The 20,798-nt window shown below is 66.3% G+C and carries 15 protein-coding genes; 4 read left to right on the plus strand and 11 right to left on the minus strand.

What is annotated here, in order from left to right:
* Window positions 1-23: 23 nt before the first annotated feature.
* The 11 genes from ACL9RJ_RS20400 to tagH form a co-directional block, all read right to left on the minus strand.
* Window positions 24-1,751: a formylglycine-generating enzyme family protein gene (locus ACL9RJ_RS20400; RefSeq protein WP_422765597.1), complete on the minus strand. Its 1,728-nt coding sequence runs from the start codon at window positions 1,749-1,751 to the stop codon at window positions 24-26.
* The gene (locus ACL9RJ_RS20405; protein WP_422765599.1) at window positions 1,744-2,946 is read right to left on the minus strand and encodes an FtsX-like permease family protein; all 1,203 of its coding nucleotides are present in this window, start codon (window positions 2,944-2,946) and stop codon (window positions 1,744-1,746) included. Before ACL9RJ_RS20405 ends, ACL9RJ_RS20400 begins: the two co-directional genes overlap by 8 nt.
* Window positions 2,946-3,662, minus strand: a complete 717-nt coding sequence (locus tag ACL9RJ_RS20410) for an ABC transporter ATP-binding protein (RefSeq protein ID WP_422765610.1) — start codon at window positions 3,660-3,662, stop codon at window positions 2,946-2,948. Before ACL9RJ_RS20410 ends, ACL9RJ_RS20405 begins: the two co-directional genes overlap by 1 nt.
* The gene (locus ACL9RJ_RS20415; RefSeq protein WP_422765601.1) at window positions 3,662-6,820 is read right to left on the minus strand and encodes a serine/threonine-protein kinase; all 3,159 of its coding nucleotides are present in this window, start codon (window positions 6,818-6,820) and stop codon (window positions 3,662-3,664) included. Before ACL9RJ_RS20415 ends, ACL9RJ_RS20410 begins: the two co-directional genes overlap by 1 nt.
* A 14-nt stretch (window positions 6,821-6,834) precedes the next feature.
* Window positions 6,835-7,563 carry a PP2C family protein-serine/threonine phosphatase gene (locus tag ACL9RJ_RS20420; protein ID WP_422765602.1) on the minus strand — a complete coding sequence of 243 codons (729 nt, stop codon included), beginning with the start codon at window positions 7,561-7,563 and terminating at the stop codon, window positions 6,835-6,837.
* Complete coding sequence (gene tagF, locus ACL9RJ_RS20425) at window positions 7,564-8,217, minus strand: type VI secretion system-associated protein TagF (RefSeq protein ID WP_017125569.1); 654 nt, start codon at window positions 8,215-8,217, stop codon at window positions 7,564-7,566.
* Entirely contained in the window at window positions 8,214-11,717 is a 3,504-nt protein-coding gene (tssM, locus tag ACL9RJ_RS20430) for a type VI secretion system membrane subunit TssM (RefSeq protein ID WP_422765603.1), read from the minus strand. The genes tagF and tssM overlap by 4 nt, the downstream gene beginning before the upstream one ends.
* Window positions 11,714-13,039, minus strand: a complete 1,326-nt coding sequence (locus ACL9RJ_RS20435) for a DotU family type VI secretion system protein (protein WP_177087252.1) — start codon at window positions 13,037-13,039, stop codon at window positions 11,714-11,716. Before ACL9RJ_RS20435 ends, tssM begins: the two co-directional genes overlap by 4 nt.
* 6 nt (window positions 13,040-13,045) lie before the next feature.
* Entirely contained in the window at window positions 13,046-14,380 is a 1,335-nt protein-coding gene (tssK, locus tag ACL9RJ_RS20440; RefSeq protein ID WP_177087254.1) for a type VI secretion system baseplate subunit TssK, read from the minus strand.
* A gap of 15 nt (window positions 14,381-14,395) precedes the next feature.
* Window positions 14,396-14,893, minus strand: a complete 498-nt coding sequence (tssJ, locus tag ACL9RJ_RS20445) for a type VI secretion system lipoprotein TssJ (protein WP_103032606.1) — start codon at window positions 14,891-14,893, stop codon at window positions 14,396-14,398.
* A gap of 195 nt (window positions 14,894-15,088) precedes the next feature.
* Window positions 15,089-16,483, minus strand: coding sequence for a type VI secretion system-associated FHA domain protein TagH (tagH, locus tag ACL9RJ_RS20450; protein WP_177108423.1), 1,395 nt, complete (start codon window positions 16,481-16,483; stop codon window positions 15,089-15,091).
* Window positions 16,484-16,876: 393 nt separating this feature from the next.
* Here tagH and tssA point away from each other — a divergent pair, with 393 nt between their 5' ends.
* The 4 genes from tssA to ACL9RJ_RS20470 all read left to right on the plus strand — a co-directional run bounded on the left by tssA (window position 16,877) and on the right by ACL9RJ_RS20470 (window position 20,641).
* Window positions 16,877-17,905, plus strand: coding sequence for a type VI secretion system protein TssA (tssA, locus tag ACL9RJ_RS20455; protein WP_177119770.1), 1,029 nt, complete (start codon window positions 16,877-16,879; stop codon window positions 17,903-17,905).
* A gap of 81 nt (window positions 17,906-17,986) precedes the next feature.
* Window positions 17,987-18,502 (plus strand): type VI secretion system contractile sheath small subunit, encoded by a 516-nt coding sequence (gene tssB / locus ACL9RJ_RS20460; RefSeq protein WP_017125576.1) that lies wholly within the window; start codon window positions 17,987-17,989, stop codon window positions 18,500-18,502.
* A gap of 15 nt (window positions 18,503-18,517) precedes the next feature.
* The gene (tssC, locus tag ACL9RJ_RS20465) at window positions 18,518-20,011 is read left to right on the plus strand and encodes a type VI secretion system contractile sheath large subunit (RefSeq protein ID WP_177087258.1); all 1,494 of its coding nucleotides are present in this window, start codon (window positions 18,518-18,520) and stop codon (window positions 20,009-20,011) included.
* Window positions 20,012-20,152: 141 nt separating this feature from the next.
* Complete coding sequence (locus ACL9RJ_RS20470) at window positions 20,153-20,641, plus strand: Hcp family type VI secretion system effector (RefSeq protein WP_017125578.1); 489 nt, start codon at window positions 20,153-20,155, stop codon at window positions 20,639-20,641.
* Window positions 20,642-20,798: the final 157 nt, after the last annotated feature.

A 20,798-nucleotide genomic window follows, 5' to 3' on the forward strand; every position in this document is an offset into this window, starting at 1 on the left:
TACACTCGCCGGATCACGACCGCTCAAGGCTTCTGCGCGGTCGATGCGAGTAACGCTTTCAAGATCGCCGCCGGATCGGCCCGCTGCTGCTTGCGGTAGTCCCCGACATGACGAACGAACAAGGTCGCCCGCGCCACCAGGCTGTTGCCGAGCACGGGCTTGCGATTGAGTTCTTCCCTGACCCGCTGGAACTGCGCCTGGATCACCGCATCGGTGTAGCGCGTGGCCGTTGCCAGGTTGTCGATATAGATCGCCACGGCGCCGTCCAGGGCGCTGCTGCCGTTATCGATGGCGGTGGCGAACAGCGCGGCGCTGGCTTCGTCCTTGGCATCGAGGGCCTGCTGGCGGCTCTTCTTCAGGTTGGTCAGGCGGATGTTGTAGTTGTTGACGGTTTCGGCCACCAGGGCCGCCGACTGGATCAGGTTGCCGGCGGCCTCCTCGCGCTGGCGGGCGATCAGCGAGACGTTGCGCTTGAGCTCTTCGTTGACCAGTCCCAGTTCGGCCTGCAGGCGCGGGTCGGTGCTGGCGGAAATGATCCCGTCCAGGCGCTTGGTCGGGTCCTGGGCATCGTCGATGGCATCGGTCAGGGCGGCCAGGCGGCCCTCCTTCTCCCATTGGCTGAACAGCTCCTTGTAGCGCGAGCGCGGCGCCGACAACGCGCCGATGGCCACCCGGAAGCCGGTGGTCTCATTGCTCTGCTCGGTGCCGTCTGCGGCGAACAGCGGGTACTCGCGGCGCATGCCGGTAAACAGCGTGCCTTCGCCTTCGAGGTAGTTGCCGCCCTTGACCACGAAGCCGCCATAGGCGCCCTGGCGCCGCCCGGCGTGCACCAGCTGGAAGGATTCCTGGACCATCTGCGCGGCATTGCCGATCACATCGAACAGGCCGATGGGATTGGGCAGCTTGGTGCCCACCGGCATCAGCCGCGCGGCCTGGCCGGTGCCGCCGGCAACCTGGTTGAACACCGCGTAATCGGCCAGCGGGCCGTCGCTGTCGCTGCCTGGCTGACGCCGGGGAAACAGCCGGCCTTCCAGGTCCTGGCGACTGACCGCCTGGCCACCGCGGGCCGCGAACTCCCACTCGACTTCAGTGGGCAGGCGCACGAACCCCAGGCCGCCGTCGTCGGCCGATGAACCACGCCCACTGACCGGCAAGCGATCACGGTGATACTTCATCAGCCAGGCGCTGTAGACCGCGGAAAAACGCTCGGCATCAAACCGCGAGACCTTGACCTTGGGCAGGCGCCCGGCAATGCCCTCCGGTGCCTCGCAGGCCGGGGCCGGCTCGCCGCTGGCCAGCGACTGCGCCTGGGCCATGACCAGCGCGTACTGGCGCGCCGTAACCGGGTATTTGCCCATGAAATAGAACATCGGCTTCAACGGCGAGCCGCTGTCGGTTTTCGGCAGGGCCGGGGAAATGGCTTTCTGCCAATCGGCCGGCAGATCCTTGAGGGTGAACTGGCCGTTGATGAAATCGCGCCGGTAGCCGGAAATGAACGACTGCTTGTAGCCGGGTTCGTCTTCGCTGAAGGGATAACCCAGGCTGATCTCGCGGTCATCCAGGGTGCCCTGGGCGAGGATATAGACGTAGCGGAACACCATCTCGCCGTCGCACGGCAGCGGCAGGCTGATATCGCCACTCAAGGGCTTGGGGTTGTCCAGCTTGTTGCCGTCGTCGTCGGCCAGGGCCATGCCCCCCGCGATCAGGGAACCGACAACAACCGCCAGGGCCGCGCTGCGCAGCTTAAACATCTCTGATTCCTTCCGAAGCTTCTATCCGTGCCACGCGCCAGCCACCGAGGGCTGCAGCCAGAGCACAGACCACCAACACCGAGAAAAGTGCCAGCACATAGTGGCGCCACAGCAACTGACTGGCGTATTCGCCGGCCACCTGCACAAACAGATGATTCAGGCCCTGCTCCGCCACGGCGTACAGCGCCACGCTCAACGCCGCGGCGAACAGCCCGCTGTAGAGCGCCTGCAGCACCACGAACAGGAGCAGGGCACCGGTTCCCAGGCCGAGCAGGCGCAGGACCGACAGCTCGCGACGCTTGCGCTCGACCGCCGCCAGCGCCCCGGCGCAAATCGCCGCGAAGGCACCGGCCAGGGCCAGCGCGGCGATGATCCAGAACACGATGGACAGGTTGCGGCTCAGGGACTGCACCTGGGCAATGGTCTGGGCCTGGGTCGAGACCAGCAGGCCGCGCTCGGCGAAATAGCGGCGCAACGGCTCGACATCGCCCAGCTCGCGGGCATACAGGCGGAAGGCCGGATACACCCGCTGCGCGGCGGAACCCGCCGGCTCGCCGCTCCAGCCCAGCAACGGCACGCCACGACCGTCGCGATAATCTTCCGCGGCCTCCAGCAGGCCCAGCGGCGCAAACAGCGCATCGCGACCGAAGGCCTCCAGCGGCAGCACCGCCTGCACGCGGATCTGTGTGTGCTGGCTTTCCACCCGGCCCGCCACCTGCCGGCTGAAGGACACCTCCAGCCAGTCCCCCGCCTTGGCCCCGAGCTTCTCCGCGGCCGTCTGGCTCAACAGCATCGCCGCCAACCCGATCGGTGCCGGCAGGCCGCCCAGCAACGGATCGCCCTCGGCGGTCGGCAGCATCTCGACGTTCAGCGCCGGGCCCTGCCTGTCGAGGGACAGATCGGCGGTGGCGGCGATCTGCCGGGTACGCGGCAAGGCGAACGCCACGTCTTCGCGCCGCCCCAGCTCGGCGATATAGGCCGCGTTGAAGCGACCGCCGCCCAGGGGAATGACCTCGCGCACCGTCGGGTCCCGCTCCAGCCGCTCGGTCAGGCTGCTGACCAGCCCGAACTTGAGGCCGAACAGCACCAGCAGCGGCGCGATCACCGCCACCAGCGCCAGCACCGAACAGGCCGACAGCCGGGCATCGGCGCGATAGTCCTGCCAGGCCAGCGCCGCCACCAGCGCAGCGCGCATCACAATGCCGCTCCCAGGGTCGCGGTGACACCGCCATCGGCATCGCGCCGGCAACTGATACGCAGCACCGCCAACCCCAACTCGCGCACCAGGGCTTCGTCATGGCTGGCAATCACGCAACACGCACCCTGCTCGCGGGCCTGGTTCAACAGCAACTGCATGACCCGCCCGGCATTCAGCGGATCGAGCGCCGCGGTCGGCTCGTCGGCCAGCAACAGTCGCGGCCCATGGGCCAGGGCCCGGGCACAACCGACCCGCTGGCGCTGCCCCACCGACAGATCGCGGGGCGGCTTGTCCAGTTGATCGGCGATTTCCAGCTGCTCGGAGAGCCGCTGCACCGTGCCGTCGTCGCCCATTCCCAGCAGCTTGCGCGACAGCCCGATATTCCCGCGCACATCGAGAAAGCCCAGCAGGCCGCCGGTCTGCAACACATAGCCGAGGTAGCGGCTGCGCAACTCCGCCAGCCGTGCGTGCCGCCCCTGGCGCCAGAGCGCGGCGATATCCAGCGCGCCACTGTGGTCATCGAAGGCGAACAGCCCCGCGCGATCCGGCGCCGACACCAGCGCCAGGAGGTCGAGCAAGGTACTCTTGCCGCAGCCGCTGGGACCGACCACCGCCCACTGCTGGCCGGGCGCCAGGGTCAGGCGCGGAACCACCAGACTGTAGCGCTGGGCGCCCTCGCCGCGCGTCTTGCGCACCTCGCGCAGGCTGATCATCACGGCAGCGTCGACAACGGCACGCGATACAGCGCGTCACCCGGCTCGGCATCGCCGAACCGGACCCAGTTGGCCACATCGTTGTGGAAGGTCTCGTAGAGACGGATCTTCGAATCCAGCTCGTCGATAAAGTCTTCCTGCTCGGCGACGCTCAGGGACAACCACAGGTCCTGGGTTATGCTCAGCGACTTGCTGCGATACGGCAGGCCTTCCAGGTACTCGCCGAGCACGCCGCCGTCGGCGAGGTTGCCGCCCTTGCGCAGGGCCGCCGGATCGCGGCTCATGTAGGCGCTGGCGCTGGCGATTTCCTGGAAGAAATCCTTGGGCGAGGTCTGGGTCTTGCGCGCGGCATCGACAATCAGTTTCAGCGACTGCTGCAGATCGTTGAGCTGCAGCTTGGTCAGCATCACGCAGACCTGGAACGCCGGCAGGGCCGGGTTGGTCAGGTCGCGGTCGGCGGTCCAGGCACTGACCAGCTGCGGCGCCTGGCTGGCACCCTTGCGGCCGAGGAAATCCATGTGCATCGCATAGCCGATGGCCGCCGACTTGTCCGCCAGGCTCGGCGCCGCCGCCAGCAGCGGCACGGCCTGCGCCTGGTTGCTGCGCACCTGGTGCACGAGGTTGGCGAATACCGAGCCGATCTCGCCGACCCGTTCGCCGAGCTTGCGCACATCGCCACCCTGGACCGGGATATAGAGATCGCCGATCTTCGGGTTGGCGTCGGCGGTCAGGGTCCGGTACTGCTGCTCGGCGAAGGCGTGATTCTTCTTCCCGGCATCGCTGCGCAGGTGCAGCGCGTAGATCTTGATCTGCTTGCCCAGCGCCGCCTGGCGAATCTCCGCCTCGTTCATCTGGGTGCTGCTGTAGGGGTCGTTCTTGCGCAGTGAACCGGCGTCGCTGACCAGCAGGATCAGGCGCCCGCCGTAGCCCGACCAGTCCATGCCGTTGACCGCCTGCATGACCCCGGCGAAGGAGTCCTCGTTGAACGAATGGCTCGACACCGTCGATGCCTTGACCTGCCGCGCCAGTTCGAGGAAGCGCTCGGGATCGCGGCCCTGGTCGAGGGTCACCAGGGTCTTGGTCAGGTACTCCAGGCCGGGGGTCTTCTGGATGTTGTTGCGAAAGCCCACCAGGCCGAAACTCACGCTGTCCAGCTCGCCGCGCTGGGCGATCTGGCTTTGCAGTTCGTGGACCACATCGCGGATCTGGTCGATATAGGGCTGCATCGACACCGTGGTGTCCACCACCAGCACGATGGCGGTACGGAAGCTGTCGGTCGCCGCCGCTACGGGCGCGGCGCCGTTGCCGGTGCTTTGCCCACCGGTGCCGGGATCGATCGAGGCGACATTGAGCAACTGCACCGGCTGGCCGTTTTCATCGAAGCTTTCCCGCGAGGCGAAAATCGGCAGCAGGTAGAACTGGTTCTGCGGCACGGCGCTGGCCGCCGGTTCCAGGGCCAGCACGCGCTGGTCGTCCGCCGGATTCTTCTGGGCGTTGAGCAGCAGGTTCTTCGCCGCCGACGGATCGGCCAGCAGGCGGTCGAGATCGGCGGATTGGCGCAGGAACATCACCGGTGCCCGTCCGGAGCGCTCGGTGAATTTCAGCACCAGGCTCTGCTTCCACTCGCTGACCTTCGCGCCCGGCAGCCAGCCCGCGCTGCGTCCGTCGCTGGCCGCGCCGACGCGCACCCAATCGGCGCCGTCGACATGCTTGCGCTGATAGACATAAAGCACCGAGAACGCCGGCAGGACCTTGTCCTTCTGTCCCCCCGGCGAACTGTAGAGCTGTGCGCCGGGCTGGCTCAGTACGCGCTGGAACAGGGTCTTCTTGCCCGCCATGAGCAAGGGGCGATTGCCGCCGTCCGCTTCGCCCGGCGTCGGTTCGCCGACGGTCGGGAGTGCCGTCGACGGCGTGGTCGACGAGCCACTGGTCGGCGTGGTCGGCTTGTCCGAGGCCGCAGGTGGTTTCGTCGCCGCGGTGGCCGTCGCCGATGAGCCTGTGGTCGCTCCCGGCGGCGTTGACGAAGACGTCGTGGCGCTGGCGCTCGACTGACCGCCCGCAGGGGGTTTCGCCGGGGCATCGGCGCTCAGCCACCAGTAGCCCGCGCCGCCGATGCCCAGGGCGGCCGCCACGGCCACGGCCAGCAACGCGAGCACCGGGCCACGGCGCTGCTGCGAGCCGGCAGCCGGATCGAGCACCGGTTGCGCAGCCGGGCGCGGCGCGGGCGCGGGTTGTGCCGGCGCGCGGGTGGGAATCTCGATCGAGACCGGCGTCAGCCCACCCAGGTCAGTTCCCGGGGACGGCATCGGCTGCGCAACCGGCGTCGGCACCGCCAGGGGCTGGATCAGGGTCGACTCCAGCGTCTCGGGCGGCAGGTTGTCCAGCGCCGCCAGCAAGGCCGCCGCATCGGGGAAACGCTCCGCCGGGTCCTTGGCCAGCAGCCGACGCAGGATGTCCTGGTAACGACCGTGCTGGATCGGCAGCTCCGGCAACGGCTCAGTGAGGTGCGCCAGCGCCGTGGACAGCGCATCGGTGCCGGTATACGGCAGCTTGCCGACGAGGATCTCGTAGAGCACCACGCCCAGCGCATAGAGGTCGGCGCGACCGTCGATATCCTGGCCCCGCGCCTGCTCCGGGCTCATGTAGCTCGGCGTGCCGACCGCGAATCCGGCCTGGGTGAACTGGGTACGGTCGTCCAGCGACTTGGCGATGCCGAAGTCCGAGAGCACCGCGGTACCGTCGGCGCGGAACAGGATGTTGGCCGGTTTCACATCGCGGTGCACCAGGCCCTGGGCATGGGCATACCCCAGCGCCGAGGCGATCTGGCGGATATAGCCCAGGCCCTGCTCCGGGCTCAGGCCGGCGGCGATGCGCTCCTTGAGCGTGCCGTTGGGCAGGTACTCCATGGCCATGTAGTACAGCTCGCCGACATTGCCGATATCGTGGATGGTCACGGTATGCGGGTGCGACAGCCGCGCCAGGGTCCGGCCTTCGCGCAGGAAGCGCTCGCAGAAGCTCGGGTCGGCGGCCAGCGCGGCCGCCATGACTTTCAGCGCCACCTTGCGCTCCAGCGACCGTTGAGTCGCCAGGTAGACGGTGGCCATGGCGCCTTCGCCAATCTCGCCGTCGATGTCGAATCCGGGAATCAGTATGTCCATGGGTTGGGGTGTCTTCAGGTGGCTTTGACGACGATCGCCGTAATGTTGTCGGGGGCGCCCCGGGTCAGGCCCAGGTGCACCAGGCTGCGCACCACCTCATAGGGATCCGGGTGGCCGAGCACGTCGCGGATCTCCGCGTCCTCGGCGGTCTTGTTCAGGCCGTCGCTGCACAGCAGGTAGCTGTCGCCGGAGAGCACCTGGAAGTTGCTCGTCGACAGTTCCAGTTGCGTCTCGACGCCAATCGCCCGGGTGACGATATTGGCCCGTGGATGCACCCGCGCCTCGGCCTCGCTGAGCAGGCCGCTGTCCTGCAGGTCCTGGACATAGCTGTGATCGCGGGAAATGCTCTCCAGCTGGCCGTCGCGCAGGCGATACAGGCGGCTGTCGCCGGCCCACAGGCAGACCGCGGCATCGCCGCGCACCGCCAGCAGGACCACGGTACTGCCCATCATCGTGACACCACGGTTGCTCGTTTCCTCGCGGACCGCCGCGTTGACCTCGGCCAGCCGCGTGCGCAGGGCATTGCTGTAGATCGCCAGGGAGTCCGATGGCGGAATGCGCCGCAAGGTGTCGACGATCAGGCTGGCGACGTAATCGCCCGCCGCGTGACCGCCCATGCCATCGGCGACGGCCCACAGGCCGGCATCGGGCAATTCCAGGCAAGCATCTTCGTTGATCTGGCGAACCATGCCGACATGGCTGTAGCTGGCGGACTGATAAGTGATTGCAGGTGTGCTGGACATCTAGTTCGACACTCCGCTGCCCAACAGGAAACTGCCGAAATCGGCGGTCGCCGGCAACCCCGTGCAGCGCATCAGGCCGGCGGCGATCCGCTGCGAACCACGTCCCCACCACAGGCTCGCGCCGACACAGGCCTGCTCGGCCAGGGCCAGGCCACGACTCTGCGCATCGAGCGCGGCAAAGCGCTGCAACCCGGCGAAATCGCAGGTCGGGGGCTTGTTGGCAAACAACAGTGCGCCGAGGTCCTGGACGCCCTGGTCGAAGGCCTCGAAACCGGCCTCTTCTTCCAGGGTCGCCAGCAACAGCGCCTCGGCCTGTTCGAACCAGTCATCGGCGCCGCCCACCACCGTCGCCAGGGCATGCCCGGCGTCCAGCGGCTGGGCGATGGTCAGCGGAAAATAGCGGCCGACCCGGTCGATGCTCGGCATCAGCACGCCGGCGATCGCCTCGGGCCCACAGACGCCCGGTGCCAGGACAAAACGCCAGAGCGGGCTGACCAGGTACACATTCAGCCAGTCGCTGCCCAGTTGCTGCTGGCTGGCGAGCAGGCCGGACGCCAGCCAGGCGTCCCAGGGCTGCACGAAGCCCTGGGGCAGGCCGCGACTGACAAAGTCGCCGCGGCTGGCCAGCTTGCCGTAGAAACCCACTGTCGTCATAGGCGCTCCGGCAGGCTGAAGCCGCTGAGCACACGACTCTTGAACGGGTTGAAGGCGCTGTTGGCGCGCAGCTCGTAGGAGATGCTCGCGCCGTCCACACGCAAGCGCAGGTTGAAGCGGTCCGGGGAATTGCCGGCGTCCAGGTCCGACTGCTCCAGCAGGCGGAACCAGGCCCACGGGCCATCCAGGGTGATGCCGGAACGACCGGTCGCCGAGGGCGGCGAGATCGACAGGCGGACCACGCCGATACTTCCGGGGTTGGGCCATTGCATCGCCACCGGCCGGCTCGGGCCGTGGTCGTAGCTGATCTGCTGGCCATCGAGGTCGAGCAGGAACTGGGTGATCGAGGCATCCATCGCCACCGGCTTCAACTCGAAACGCACGATCGGCTGGGTGCCGCCGGAGCGGAAGAACGCATCGCGAATCGACGCGGCGCGCTGGAAGGTCTGCAACACGCCCGGTGCGATCCCCAGCTTCTGCGCCGCACCCGGCTGCCAGCGCCAGGTCGCCGCCGAGGTATCGACGTAGGGCTGCAGGTATTTGCGGAAGTAGTTGTCCATCACCCCGCCCACCCCGAAGAACTGGCCGAAGTCATCCAGGGTCGCGTCCCGGGCACTGCCGGAGGCCAGCGGATAACGACCGCTGAGGGACTGCCGGTAGACATTCACCACTTCGCTGGTCCAGGCCGCGTTCAGCTGGTTGCGCACCCCGCCCATCATGCTGTTGGTGGTGGAGCTGACCACCGACTTGACCAGCCCCTGGACCAGCGGTGGCTGGCGCTCGGCGGTCAGGCTGACCCGCGCGGCGGCGGCGCTGGCCTGGTTCTTCGCTTCACCGAGCAAGGCATCGCCACTGGCACCGACCATGGCGCTGACCTGCACATACAGTGCGTTCATGTCCGCCAGCAGGCCATCGATGGCCGCCGGCTCCCCCTCGCCCTTGTTGACCAGGGCATTGAGTTCAGCGAAGTGCGCGCTGACCGGGTCCTCGCCCGCCGCCGCCGGCGCGGTGCCGGCCGCCTGTTCCTGGCCGAGCATCGAACCCAGGCGCTGCTTGATCTGGTCGACCCCGCTGTCGACCTTCTTGCCCTGGGCCGCCAGCAGACGTTCTTCCTGCTGCAGGTCGGTTTCCCTGGCCACCGCCACCAGCAGTTTTTTCAGTGGCGAGGTCGGTCCGGATATCACCCGCAGGACATCGGCCGCCTGGGCCACGCTGGTGATCGGCACAAAGTCGATATCCGCCAGCAGGGCATCCCACTGGCGCAGGTAGTCCTGGAAGTACAGGCGGCGCACATCTGCCGCCAGGCTGGAGACATTCTGTTGCTCGGCCTGGTCACGCCCCAGTACCCACTGTTCTTCGGCCAGGGTTCCGGCCTGGCTCAGGCTGCTCAGCAGGAACGCCTCGCGATAGCCCCTGGCAGTGAAGAAGCCGCTCAGGGGATCGCCCAGGGGCTTGCCGCTCTTGCGACTGAAGACCAGCGCGGCATCGCGACCGGCGGCTTCGTTCAGGCGGAAATCGGGCACTCCTTCCGGCAGCTTCTGGCGCTTGACGCGGTCGTAGACCCGCTGCGCCACCGGCAGTTGCTGCAACTGGCGGCGCAGGTCGTCGATCAGCCGCTCGTCCAGCCGGGCATTCGGCGGACGGCGCTCGAACAGCGCCTTGAGGTGCTCGCCCAGAGCCAGCCGCTGCTCCGGCGGCAGGTCACGGGGCAGGCTGCGGTCCCAGTCGAGGGCGATCCAGGCCTTGATGAACTCCGGATCGTAATGCTCGTTGTCGGCCAGCATCAGGTAGGCCTTCAGCCCCTCGTAGAGGAAGTCCGAGTTGCCGCCGCCGTGCAGTTGTTCCTCGACCCGGGTCAGCAGGCGCGGCGCGAACACCGCGATCAACAGCTTGCGATAGACACTGGCGGACTCGGCCTCGAGCATGTCGCCCTGATACAGCCCCAGCCCTTCGGACCAGCCCGGCGCATCGCCGGCCAGGTGCCTGACCGCGTTGAGCAGCGGCAGCACCGCCAGCACATCGCGCTGCGCCGGGCTGAGGTTCTGCACGCTCTGGCCCAGCGGCGCGACCTTCTGGTCGACCTGGGCGATATAGGCCTGGTTGGCGCGGTAGCTCACCAGCCACAGCGAGCCCACCAGCAGCACCACCGCGACCGTTGCCGCCAGTACGCCACGGGCCAGCCATTTGCGCCGGCGCTCGACCTTGGGGTTGACGCCGACCAGTCCGCGCTCGGCGAAAGCCACGGCGGTGAACAGCTTCTCGATGAAATAGCTGCGCCCGGTACCGCTCTGGCGGGCCAGTTGCTGGCGGTCCAGGTTCATGCTCTGGGCCATGGCACCGATCAGGCGGTCGATCGGGCTGCCTTCCTGGGTGCCGCTGGTGAAGTACACGCCGCGCAACAGCGCCCGGTCTTCATAGGCGTTGGGCTTGAACACGCCGTCGAGGAAGCTCTGCAGGCATTCCTTCAGCGCGCCGAACTGCTGCGGGAAACCGTAGATCAGGTCGCGCCGCGCCGGGTCGCGTTCCTGCTGCAGGCGCTCCACCAGGCGGGCGTTGAGGCGCTGCTCAAGCGCGGCGAATTCGCTCTTGAAATGCAACAGCGGACCTTCGGCGTTCTTGCCGTCGTCCAGGGCAAAGGTCATGCCCCAGACCTGCGCCCGTTCTTCCTTGCTCAGGGCATCGAAGAACTCCATGAACCCCGGCACCAGGTCCAGCTTGGTCAGCATCAGGTAGATCGGGAAGCGCACCCCGAGCTGGGTGTACAACTCCTGGATCCGCGCGCGGATCGCGGTGGCATGGGCCGCCCGCTCCGCGTCGGTGCTCAGCAGCAGGTCGGACAGGCTGATGGCGATGAAGGCGCCGTCGATGGGCCGGCGCGAACGCTGGGTCTTGAGCAGGTCGAGGAAGCCCAGCCAGGCCGCCTTGTCCACCTGGGCATGGCTGTCCTGGGTGGTGTAGCGCCCGGCGGTGTCCAGCAGCACCGCTTCGTCGGTGAACCACCAGTCGCAGTTGCGCGTGCCGCCGACCCCGCGGATCGCCCCGGCGCCGAGTTGCGCGGCCAGGGGGAAGTGCATCCCGGAATTGACCAGCGCGGTGGTCTTGCCCGAACCCGGTGGGCCGATGATCACGTACCACGGCAACTCGTACAGGTTGCGCCGCTCGTCACCGCCGAGCTTGGCCTTCTTGAGCAGCACCAGCGCCTCGTCCATGCGCTGGCGCAAGGTCGCCAGCTCCTCGGCGGTGGCCACGCTGGCGGGGTCCGGCGCGGTTTCCGCGGCCAGGCTCTGCATGACTTTCGCCGCCTGGCGGCGGGCCTGGATCAGGCGGAACAGGCGATAGCCGATCCACACCGCGAAGATCAGGATGATCAGCGCCCAGCGCCGCCCTGGCGGCACCAGCGCTTCCAGCAGCGGGCCGACGAACCAGATGATCAGGCTCAGGGCGATCAGCCCCAGCAACGGGATCACCCAGCGAATGACAAAACCGAAAAACGCCTTCACTCGACTCCCTCCGCCAAGACTGTGATTTCCACCCGACGATTCTTCGCCCGGCCCTCGGCCGTGGCGTTCGAGGCCAAGGGCTCGGTGTCGCTGCGCCCTTCGGCGCTGAAACGTTCCGGCTGGCCGGTCTTCGCCGCGAGGATCTGCAGCACCTGCTCGGCCCGCGCCTGGGACAAGGCCCAGTTCGACGGGAAACGCAGGGTGGCGATCGGGCGGTTGTCGCTGTGGCCGGTGACCCGCACCTGGCCCTTGACCTTGTGGATGGCGTCGGCGATGCGCAGCATCAGCGGCTGGAAGTCATCGACGATGCTGGAGCTGGCCGAGGCAAAGAGTTCGTCGCCGCGAATGGTCACCACCGAGCGATCGACCTTGTCTTCGACGGCGACCTTGCCAGCCTTGATCTCCTCGGCGAGGAACCCCGCCAGGCGCGGCCGCTCCACCAGCTTGGGCTGCACCACCGGACGGTCGATGGTCTGCACCGGGATCTCGCCCAGGGCATGGATATTCTTGAACACCGGCTCGGCGTCGGCGGCCAGCTTCAGGCGCAGGCCGAACAGCAGCGCCAGCAGCAACGCCAGGCCGATGGCGACACCGACCCAGGGCGGCATGAACTGGCTCAGGCGGTCGCGCACCACGCTCAGGCCGCGCCAATGGGGCGACAGCTCGCGCTCGTACTCGCCACGGGCGCTGCGGATCGCCGCGCTGGTGCGTTCGCGCAGGGCATCGAGCTGGCTGCGACCGTCGTTCATCACCCGATAACGACCTTCGAACCCCAGGCAGATGCACAGGTACAGCAGCTCCAGCAGATACAGGCGTTCGCGCGGGCTCTGCAGGCAATGTTCGAGCAGCTGGAAGACCTTTTCGCCACCCCAGGCCTCGTTGTGCACAGTGATCAGCAGGCTCTGCTTGCCCCATTCACTGGCGCTGCCCCACGGCGTGCTGAGCACGGCTTCATCGAGGGCGGTGCACAGCGCGTAGCGCGCCAGCAGCACTTCGTTGCGGGCCACGCCGGCGGCTTCGGCGCGCTCTTCGAACTGGCGCAGGTAGGCCAGCAATTGCGCGCGCAGGCTCGCCGGTGCCGGGTGGGCGATGGTGTTGCGCAAGCGTGTCAGCAACGCCAGCAACGGGCCGGCGGCGCTTTCCAGCGGGTTCAGGCCCTGGGACTGGCCCAGCGGCAGCGGCGCGGCCGGCATCGACAAGGGCGCCACCGGCTCGGCCCGGGCAGCGGCTTGCGGCTCGCGGCCACCGGGACGCGGCATGAACTGGGTACGGTCGTTGGGGACCGGCGCGGGCTGGCCCAGCGGATCTTCATTGGAGTGCATCGCGGCTTATCCTCGAATGGCCCAGAAGGCCAGGTTCAACCCCGGAAACTCGCCGGCGACATGGAACGCGAAGCCGCCGGAGTGGATCAGTTGCTTCCAGTGCTCGCTGCCACGGTCCAGCTCGTAGTAGGTGGAACCGGCGTGGAACGGGATCTGCCGCGGCGCCACCGGCAACGGCAACAGACCGATGCCCGGCAACTGCAGGTTGACCAGGTCGCGGATGTGCTCCACCGAACCGATCTTGCTTTGCTGGGCAAAACGCCCGCGCAGGGTTTCGCTGGGGATATCGGCACGCACCACCAGGATGAAGCTGGCGTTGTCGATCAGGGTCTTGTCGGCGAGCATCGCCACATGGATACCGTAGGCTTTCTCGACGATCGGAATCGGCGTGGCCTTGCTGTCGATCAGCATCGACAAGGCTTCGCGCAGCGCCTGCATGACCGGGGCGAAGCTCAGCACCAGGGCATCGTGCTGGTACTGCGGATACTCGGCAGGACGCCGGCCGCTCTGGGAAAAGGTGGCAAACTCGCCGGCCAGACTCACCAGTTCGCTGTAGAAACGCTCGGGGTGCAGCGGGCTCAGCTGGCTCAGGTGATTGACCAGCGGCTCGGCGCGGTTGACCAGTTGCAGCAGCATGAAGTCGGCGATCTCCGAGGCACCGCCGGCGCCCGAAGCGACGACCCGCCCGGCCAGGGCTTCGCCACGCTGGTGCAGGAGGCCCAGCAGCTCGCTGCGAAAGGCCGTCAGCGGCTTGCTGGCGGCCACGTCCAGCACCGGCGGGATATAGCTGTCGTCCAGCACCAGGGCGCGGTCGGCACGTTTTTCCTTGATCCGCACCAGGCCGATGGCGGCGTAGTCGCTCAGGCCATCGCCGGTGGTCAGCAGGCGCAACGCACGGGAGCCCACGGCCACCGGCGCACGGTTCTCGAACGGGGCGTTGTCGTCACGCACTTCGCGCACCTGGCTCAGGTAGCGTGCGCCGCCGAGTTCCTCGCCTTCGTCGACGGTATCGCGGGCACCGGCACGCTTGAGCGGCAACGCCAGGTAGATCACCCCGTCACGCAGGCTGTCCTCGATGCTCAGCGGGCTCGGCGCCACGTCGTCATGGGGAATATTGAACGGCGTGCCGTCCGGCAGCAGGCCCCGGGCGGAAACGATGGCCAGCTTGCCCTGGGCCAGCAGGCCCTGGTCGATCAACAGCTCGGAAAAACCCCAGGCACCGACCGCCAGCGGGCGGCTGCGGGCGTCGATCAGGTTTTCCAGATAACGGTCATGCTGCTGGAAGTGCTGCGTTCCGATGAACATGCCTTCCGACCAGACCACTCGATTGTTCCAGGACATGGCTTCTCCGTTTGCCTAAGGGGCGGTGCGTTCGACGGCGCTGCGCACGGCACGCACATCGAGGCTGATCTGATAGTCGGTGACTTGCCGGGGCGGCACGTTGAGCACGCTGCGCCAGAGCGCCTGGTCGATTTCGCGATAGCCCACCACCAGCCCGACCTGGCGGGTCGCGGGATTGAGCGGGCGCTCGACACTCAGTTGTTCGCCGGGCTGGACCAGCACCTCGTCCTGATCGACAAGATCGGCACCGAGGGTGGCCTGGGCCCGTTCGGCCAGGGCGAAATAATCGGCACGGCTGAAGTTGGCGGTATTCTTCAGCTCGAAAATACGCACGCGCACCGGGGCCGGCGCGCCGTTGGCGCCAGGGTTGAGGCCGGCGATGGCATGGAAATTCAAGACAACGGTGGCGCTATCGGCAACCGGGCTATCGGCGGGCGCTGGAGCCGCCGCATCCCTGGCACATGCGCTCAGCAGCAGTGTCGCGGCTGCGGCGAGTAAAGCTCGGTGAATCATCCTGCGTCCTCAATGACGTGCTGAACTATCCGTTAAATCCTGTGTTGCAAAAAATCGTTGGCGCCGTGGCGCTGCTACTGGCGCCTTCGCGGGCAAGCCCGCTCCTACAGGGGTCCAGGCGTACACAAAATCTGCGCAAGACCCGGACATTGTGGGAGCGGGCTCGCCCGCGAAGAGGCCCCCGTGGCCACCCCACTAGCCCCGGCGCAATCGCGCGCTGTGTTCTTCATAGGCCCGGCTGAACTCCCGCCCGAACAGGTCCTGGAAGTCCTCTTCGGCCTCGCGGGAGATGTTCGTGTACAGCTCGGTGAACTGTTGCCAGTACTGTGCCTGGCGCGAACCGCTGAACAGGTTCGACAGGCCGCCGGGCCGGCTCATGCGGGCCTCCAGTTCGGCCGGTTCGAAGCGCTTGAGCAGGTGCTTGATCGCCGCTTCCACCCCGGCCATGACCGCCAGCTGGTGGGCCCGCAAGTCATCGAAACTGTCCCGCACCGCCTGGTCCGGGGCCATGAAGGCCTGGTTGCCATGGCGCAGCAGCAACAGCAGCGCCTCATCGGCGTTCGGGGCAAATTTCAGCGGATTGTTTTCCACCGGGCGGATCATCGTCTGCTGCATGCGGAATTCGCCCTTGAGGCTGCTGCGCGCCCGCAGGACATCGATCAGTCCTTCGACCATCAGCCGATAACTGCGACCGATGGCCTCCATCTGCGCTTCCACCTGGGCGCCGTCGATACGCAACTGATCCAGGCCCGCACCGCGCAGGAAGGCTTGCAGCAGGGCCGCCTGCGACCCGGCCGTCGACGGTGAATCAACGGCCGGCACCACAGGGGCCACGAGCGGTTCGACCACTGCCGCGGGCGGCGCGGGAATCGGCTCGATAATCTCCGGTATCGCTACCGGGACCGGTGGCGGCGGGTTGATCGCCACCTTCGGCGTATCGCCGAACAGGTCCCAGTCTTCGGGAATCACCCCGGCGGCGGGAACGACCGCGGGTGCGGCCACGGCAACCGGCGGGCTCAGGGGAGTCGGCGGACGGAAATCATGCTGCTGCGCCGGCACATGATCCGGCTGGGTGGCCGGCGGCACGCTGGTGGGTGTCAGGAAGTCGAACAGGTCGGGCAAGGTATCCATCGCCGAGCCGCCCTGGAAATGCACCGCGGGCGTATTGACCGGCACAGGCGTCGGCGCTGGCGCGGCACGCCCCATCAGCGCCTCGAAACTGTTGGAAGAGTCCACGCCGGAAAACGCGGCATCGGCCAGTTGCAGGTTGAAGTCGATACGTGCGCGGATCTCGTATTCACCGATACGGATAACTTCGCCATCCTGCAATGGCTCGCTGTTACCCCTGCGCAAACGGATACCGGCATTGACCAGTTCCACTCCATTGGTGCTGTTATCGGTCAGATAGTAACGTCCGTCCTTATATTGAATAACGCAATGTCGGGAAGAAACCAGCCGCTCCGGATCGGGAAGTACCCAGTCATTTTCAGAACTACGGCCAATTGCCATCACTCCCTTGTCCATGGATTTCTCGGGACATTGGCCGGGGGTGATCTTGTGATAACTAGTGATAGTCAAACACAGCGACATTGCGCCTCCTTGCAGTACTTCCACGCGCGGCCAGCCCGCCACAACGACCTTGCGGCGAGCCCCGTCCGGGCCTTGCAAACCCTGGATAAAAACCTATTGATTTCAGCCAGTTCGGCGAAACTACCGGATTCTACCCACAATTTTCTTACAATCGTACACGGCATGACCCATGAGTCGTCAGCCTTGCCGAGTCCGTCACAACGGTAACAAAGGGCAGATAGCTTACCTTGACAAGCCCCAAGTACTACACCAAAAATGCACAACTTCTCGTTTATACATGATGGCTACGTGATATCAAGCAGCCAATATCAACGAGAACTATGAGACTTTCCTCCCGGGAACTTTCACAGGAAATAGCTGGCACTTTGCCAGCAGATAAGGAGATCGATTTTGCTGGACGTGCCATTGTTGCTCGCCGCTGTTTCCGCGAACTCGCCCTGTGGCGAGGACCTGGAATATGACGCGCAATTCTTGCAATTGGAGCGCGACGCCCAAGGCAAACCCGAGCGTAGCATGGGCGATTCGGTGCAACCTGCCGAGCCCCCCGCCTGGCGTGCCATCGAACAGTCGAGCACGTCCCTGCTGCAGCGCAGCAAAGACCTGCGCATCACCCACTTCCTGACGCAAAGCGCCCTGGCCCTCGACGGTTTCGCCGGCCTGAACGATGCCCTGAACCTGATCAGCCAGCTGCTCCAGCAGTACTGGGCCGAGCTTTACCCGCAGCTCGATGCCGATGACGACAATGACCCCACGGTGCGGGTCAATGCGCTCTCGGGCCTGGCCTGCGAGACCAATGTCCGCCTGCTGCGCGAAAGCGTGCTGACCCGCTCCCGGGCCTTCGGTACCGTCACCCTGCGCGCGGCGCTGAACGCCAGCGGCCTGCAGAGTTTCTCCGACGAGAGCCTGAACGCCGACGAGCTGGGCGGCGCCCTGCGCGACAGCGATCCGCAGCAACTGGACGCCGTGCGCCGCAGCCTGACCGAGGCCCGCAGCGCCCTCGACGCCATCGAGCGCTTCGTCTCCGAACAGGTCGGCTCGGCCCAGGGCGTCGACCTGAGCGCCTTGCGCCAGCCGCTCAAGCTCGCGTTGCAGGTGCTCGCCGAGTACGCCCCGGACAGCGCCGGCGAGCCGGAAACCGAGGCCGCCGAAAGCCCCGCCGACACCAGCGGATACCCCCCGGTCGACGCCCCTGCAGCCGCGACTCCACGCGCCACGGGCGAGATCGGCAACCGCGACGACGTGTTACGCAGCCTCGATCGGATCCTCGCCTACTACACTCGCCACGAGCCCTCGAGCCCGTTGCCGGTGCTGTTGAACCGGGCGAAGAATCTGGTCCACGCCGACTTTGCGGCGATCGTGCGCAATCTGATTCCCGATGGCATGTCCCAGTTTGAAAACCTGCGTGGTCCCGAGGGCGAGTAAGCCCCCGCGGAATGCGCAGTTACGTTAACGGCAGACACCGATGACGCCTACACCGTCGCAGCAGCGACCAGGAGCAGCAACGTGGCGAAGCAAAGTTCTCAGAAATTCATCGCGCGCAACCGCGCGCCACGGGTCCAGATCGAGTACGACGTGGAACTCTACGGCGCCGAGAAAAAGGTCCAGCTGCCCTTCGTCATGGGCGTGATGGCCGATCTCGCCGGCAAGCCCGCCGAACCCCTGGCCGCGGTCGCCGACCGCAAGTTCCTGGAGATCGACGTCGACAACTTCGACTCGCGCCTCAAGGCCATGCAGCCACGGGTCGCGTTCAACGTGCCGAACGAACTGACCGGCGAAGGCAACCTGAGCCTGGACATCACCTTCGAAAGCCTGGACGACTTCAGCCCCGCCGCCGTGGCCCGCAAGGTCGACTCGCTGAACAAGCTGCTCGAGGCGCGGACCCAGCTGGCCAACCTGCTGACCTACATGGACGGCAAGACCGGCGCCGAAGAAATCATCATGAAAGCCATCAAGGATCCGGCGTTGCTCCAGGCCCTGGCGAGTGCGCCAAAGCCCCAGGACTCCGAGCCCAGCGCTTAATCAGGACGAACGATCATGACCCAGTTGCAGCAAGACAATCAGCCTCTGCAAAGCGGCACCACCGAACCCAGCGAGTTCGCCAGCCTGCTGATGCAGGAGTTCAAGCCCAAGACCGAGCGTGCCCGCGAAGCCGTCGAAGGCGCCGTGCGTACCCTCGCCGAGCAGGCCCTGGCGCAAACCAGCCTGGTGTCCAACGACGCCATCAAGTCGATCGAATCGATCATCGCCGCCATCGACGCCAAGCTCACCGCGCAAGTCAACCAGGTGATCCATCACCCTGACTTCCAGCAGCTGGAAAGCGCCTGGCGCGGCCTGCACTACCTGGTCAACAACACCGAAAGCGATGAACAGCTGAAGATCCGCGTGCTGAACATCTCCAAGCCGGAACTGCACAAGACCCTGAAGAAATTCAAGGGCACGGCCTGGGACCAGAGCCCGATCTTCAAGAAGATGTACGAAGAGGAATACGGTCAGTTCGGTGGCGAGCCCTACGGCTGCCTGGTGGGCGACTACTACTTCGACCAGTCGCCGCCGGATGTCGAGTTGCTCGGCGAGCTGTCCAAGGTCTGCGCGGCGATGCACGCGCCGTTCATTGCCGCCGCCTCGCCGACGGTGATGGGCATGGGTTCGTGGCAGGAACTGTCGAACCCGCGTGACCTGACCAAGATCTTCACCACTCCGGAATACGCCGGCTGGCGTTCCCTGCGCGAATCCGAAGACTCGCGCTACATCGGCCTGACCATGCCGCGCTTCCTCGCGCGCCTGCCGTACGGGGCCAAGACCGATCCGGTGGAAGCCTTCGCCTTCGAAGAAGACACCGACGGCGCCGACAGCAACAAATACACCTGGGCCAACGCGGCCTACGCCATGGCGGTGAACATCAACCGCTCGTTCAAGCACTACGGCTGGTGCTCGCGGATTCGCGGCGTCGAGTCCGGCGGCGAGGTCCAGGACCTGCCGGCCCACACCTTCCCGACCGACGACGGCGGCGTGGACATGAAGTGCCCGACCGAGATCGCCATCTCCGACCGGCGCGAGGCCGAGCTGGCGAAGAACGGCTTCATGCCGCTGCTGCACAAGAAGAACACCGATTTCGCCGCGTTCATCGGTGCCCAGTCGCTGCAGAAACCGGCCGAATACGACGACCCGGACGCCACCGCCAACGCCAACCTGGCCGCCCGCCTGCCGTACCTGTTCGCCACCTGCCGTTTCGCCCACTACTTGAAGTGCATCGTTCGCGACAAGATCGGCTCGTTCAAGGAAAAGGACGAAATGCAGCGCTGGTTGCAGGACTGGATCCTCAACTACGTCGACGGCGACCCGGCTCACTCCACCGAAACCACCAAGGCCCAGCACCCGCTGGCGGCGGCGGAAGTGGTGGTCGAGGACGTCGAAGGCAACCCGGGGTACTACACCTCGAAGTTCTTCCTGCGTCCGCACTACCAGTTGGAAGGCCTGACGGTTTCGTTGCGCCTGGTATCGAAGCTGCCGTCGGCAAAAGGGGCGTAACCCCAAACCTTGTGGGTACCACCCACCCTGCAGGAGCCGGCTCCCGCAAGGGGCCGTGTAACCCTCGATAACAGCGAATCCGCCCCCTACCTGGCGGGTCCTGGCTAACAACATCGTGGTGAAGACCACACTGGAGAAAACATGGCTGTTGATATCTTCATCAAGATCGGCGACATCAAGGGCGAGTCCCAGGACAAGGCCCACAAGGACGAGATCGACGTCCTGAACTGGAGCTGGGGCATGTCCCAGTCCGGCAACATGCACATGGGCGGTGGCGGCGGTGCCGGCAAGGTCAATATCCAGGACCTGTCGATCACCAAGTACGTCGACAAGTCGTCGCCGAACCTGATGATGCATTGCGCCAGCGGCAAGCACGTCGACAAGGTCACCCTGGTGGTGCGCAAGGCCGGCGGCGAAAGCCAGGTCGAGTACATGAAGATCGACCTCGAGGAAGTGCTGATCACCTCCCTGAGCACCGGCGGTTCGGGCAGCGATGATCGCCTGACCGAAAACGTCACCCTGAACTTCGCCCAGGTGATGGTCGAGTACCAGGAACAGAAGGCCGACGGCTCCAAGCAGGGCGGCCCGGTCAAGTTCGGCTGGAACATCCGCTCGAACACCAAGCGCTGATCCCCGCGCCCCCGACGCCTGGCGTCGGGGGCGTCTGGCGTTACCCCCGAATTCGATTCACTCCCGGTGCCCGAGCATGGCCAAGCCTTCGTTTCCCGATCAGCGCTGCTGCCATCCCAGAGCGGCCCGCCCCCATGACGTTCGGACGGGCGACGTT

This window comes from Pseudomonas sp. Mn2068, from assembly GCF_049319725.1.
In the GTDB taxonomy this organism is placed as follows: domain Bacteria; phylum Pseudomonadota; class Gammaproteobacteria; order Pseudomonadales; family Pseudomonadaceae; genus Aquipseudomonas; species Aquipseudomonas gingeri.

Bases quoted from the DNA above. Each gene is read 5' to 3' on its own strand.
- ACL9RJ_RS20420 (WP_422765602.1), bottom strand. From the start codon at position 7,563: ATGTCCAGCACACCTGCAATCACTTATCAGTCCGCCAGCTACAGCCAT.
- ACL9RJ_RS20400 (WP_422765597.1), bottom strand. From the start codon at position 1,751: ATGTTTAAGCTGCGCAGCGCGGCCCTGGCGGTTGTTGTCGGTTCCCTG.
- tagH (WP_177108423.1), bottom strand. From the start codon at position 16,483: ATGTCGCTGTGTTTGACTATCACTAGTTATCACAAGATCACCCCCGGC.
- ACL9RJ_RS20410 (WP_422765610.1), bottom strand. From the start codon at position 3,662: ATGATCAGCCTGCGCGAGGTGCGCAAGACGCGCGGCGAGGGCGCCCAG.
- ACL9RJ_RS20470 (WP_017125578.1), top strand. From the start codon at position 20,153: ATGGCTGTTGATATCTTCATCAAGATCGGCGACATCAAGGGCGAGTCC.
- ACL9RJ_RS20405 (WP_422765599.1), bottom strand. From the start codon at position 2,946: ATGCGCGCTGCGCTGGTGGCGGCGCTGGCCTGGCAGGACTATCGCGCC.
- ACL9RJ_RS20435 (WP_177087252.1), bottom strand. From the start codon at position 13,039: ATGCACTCCAATGAAGATCCGCTGGGCCAGCCCGCGCCGGTCCCCAAC.
- tssK (WP_177087254.1), bottom strand. From the start codon at position 14,380: ATGTCCTGGAACAATCGAGTGGTCTGGTCGGAAGGCATGTTCATCGGA.
- tssC (WP_177087258.1), top strand. From the start codon at position 18,518: ATGACCCAGTTGCAGCAAGACAATCAGCCTCTGCAAAGCGGCACCACC.
- ACL9RJ_RS20415 (WP_422765601.1), bottom strand. From the start codon at position 6,820: ATGGACATACTGATTCCCGGATTCGACATCGACGGCGAGATTGGCGAA.
- tssJ (WP_103032606.1), bottom strand. From the start codon at position 14,893: ATGATTCACCGAGCTTTACTCGCCGCAGCCGCGACACTGCTGCTGAGC.
- tagF (WP_017125569.1), bottom strand. From the start codon at position 8,217: ATGACGACAGTGGGTTTCTACGGCAAGCTGGCCAGCCGCGGCGACTTT.